Origin of the sequence: Streptomyces sp. NPDC060232, assembly GCF_042726555.1 — a bacterium.
Lineage (GTDB): Bacteria > Actinomycetota > Actinomycetes > Streptomycetales > Streptomycetaceae > Streptomyces.
The window spans coordinates 1-2,410 of record NZ_JBHXAG010000053.1; the positions used below are offsets into that span (position 1 = coordinate 1).

The window sequence follows — 2,410 nt, forward strand, 5'->3', positions numbered from 1 at the left end:
AGGGCGATTGAGTTGCACGCTCTAGACCCGAAGCGGAGTGATCTAGCCATGGGCAGGTTGAAGCGGAGGTAAGACTTCGTGGAGGACCGAACCCACCAGGGTTGAAAACCTGGGGGATGACCTGTGGTTAGGGGTGAAAGGCCAATCAAACTCCGTGATAGCTGGTTCTCCCCGAAATGCATTTAGGTGCAGCGTCGTGTGTTTCTTGCCGGAGGTAGAGCACTGGATAGGCGATGGGCCCTACCGGGTTACTGACCTTAGCCAAACTCCGAATGCCGGTAAGTGAGAGCACGGCAGTGAGACTGTGGGGGATAAGCTCCATGGTCGAGAGGGAAACAGCCCAGAGCATCGACTAAGGCCCCTAAGCGTACGCTAAGTGGGAAAGGATGTGGAGTCGCAGAGACAACCAGGAGGTTGGCTTAGAAGCAGCCACCCTTGAAAGAGTGCGTAATAGCTCACTGGTCAAGTGATTCCGCGCCGACAATGTAGCGGGGCTCAAGCGTACCGCCGAAGTCGTGTCATTGCAGCAATAAGCCCCAACGGGTGTTGTGATGGGTAGGGGAGCGTCGTGTGCCGGGTGAAGCAGCAGCGGAAGCTAGTTGTGGACGGTTCACGAGTGAGAATGCAGGCATGAGTAGCGATACACACGTGAGAAACGTGTGCGCCGATTGACTAAGGGTTCCTGGGTCAAGCTGATCTGCCCAGGGTAAGTCGGGACCTAAGGCGAGGCCGACAGGCGTAGTCGATGGACAACCGGTTGATATTCCGGTACCCGCTTTGAAACGCCCAATATCGAATCAGGCGATGCTAAGTCCGTGAAGCCGTTCCGGACCCTTCGGGGAAAGGAAAGTGGTGGAGCCGACGAACCAGACTTGTAGTAGGTAAGCGATGGGGTGACGCAGGAAGGTAGTCCAGCCCGGGCGGTGGTTGTCCCGGGGTAAGGGTGTAGGCCGAGGGGTAGGCAAATCCGTCCCTCATTAAGGCTGAGACCTGATGCCGAGCCGATTGTGGTGAAGTGGATGATCCTATGCTGTCGAGAAAAGCCTCTAGCGAGTTTCATGGCGGCCCGTACCCTAAACCGACTCAGGTGGTCAGGTAGAGAATACCGAGGCGTTCGGGTGAACTATGGTTAAGGAACTCGGCAAAATGCCCCCGTAACTTCGGGAGAAGGGGGGCCATCACTGGTGATCGGATTTACTCCGTGAGCTGGGGGTGGCCGCAGAGACCAGCGAGAAGCGACTGTTTACTAAAAACACAGGTCCGTGCGAAGCCGTAAGGCGATGTATACGGACTGACGCCTGCCCGGTGCTGGAACGTTAAGGGGACCGGTTAGTGACCTTTCGGGGTTGCGAAGCTGAGAACTTAAGCGCCAGTAAACGGCGGTGGTAACTATAACCATCCTAAGGTAGCGAAATTCCTTGTCGGGTAAGTTCCGACCTGCACGAATGGCGTAACGACTTCTCGACTGTCTCAACCATAGGCCCGGTGAAATTGCACTACGAGTAAAGATGCTCGTTTCGCGCAGCAGGACGGAAAGACCCCGGGACCTTTACTACAGTTTGATATTGGTGTTCGGTTCGGCTTGTGTAGGATAGGTGGGAGACTTTGAAGCCGTGACGCCAGTCATGGTGGAGTCGCCGTTGAAATACCACTCTGGTCGTGCTGGATGTCTAACCTCGGTCCGTGATCCGGATCAGGGACAGTGTCTGATGGGTAGTTTAACTGGGGCGGTTGCCTCCCAAAGGGTAACGGAGGCGCCCAAAGGTTCCCTCAGCCTGGTTGGCAATCAGGTGTTGAGTGTAAGTGCACAAGGGAGCTTGACTGTGAGACCGACGGGTCGAGCAGGGACGAAAGTCGGGACTAGTGATCCGGCGGTGGCTTGTGGAAGCGCCGTCGCTCAACGGATAAAAGGTACCCCGGGGATAACAGGCTGATCTTCCCCAAGAGTCCATATCGACGGGATGGTTTGGCACCTCGATGTCGGCTCGTCGCATCCTGGGGCTGGAGTCGGTCCCAAGGGTTGGGCTGTTCGCCCATTAAAGCGGTACGCGAGCTGGGTTTAGAACGTCGTGAGACAGTTCGGTCCCTATCCGCTGTGCGCGTAGGAATATTGAGAAGGGCTGTCCCTAGTACGAGAGGACCGGGACGGACGAACCTCTGGTGTGCCAGTTGTCCTGCCAAGGGCATGGCTGGTTGGCTACGTTCGGGAGGGATAACCGCTGAAAGCATCTAAGCGGGAAGCCTGCTTCGAGATGAGTATTCCCACCTCCTTGAGAGGGTAAGGCTCCCAGTAGACGACTGGGTTGATAGGCCAGATGTGGAAGCCCGGTAACGGGTGAAGCTGACTGGTACTAATAGGCCGAGGGCTTGTCCTCAGTTGCTCGCGTCCACTGTGTTAGTTCTGAAATAA

1 rRNA gene is annotated in these 2,410 nt (G+C 56.2%); it reads left to right on the forward strand.

What is annotated here, in order from left to right:
- Positions 1 to 2,375 (forward strand): 23S ribosomal RNA (locus ACFWFZ_RS34370); the annotation flags it as partial.
- Between the last annotated feature and the right edge of the window lie 35 nt (positions 2,376 to 2,410).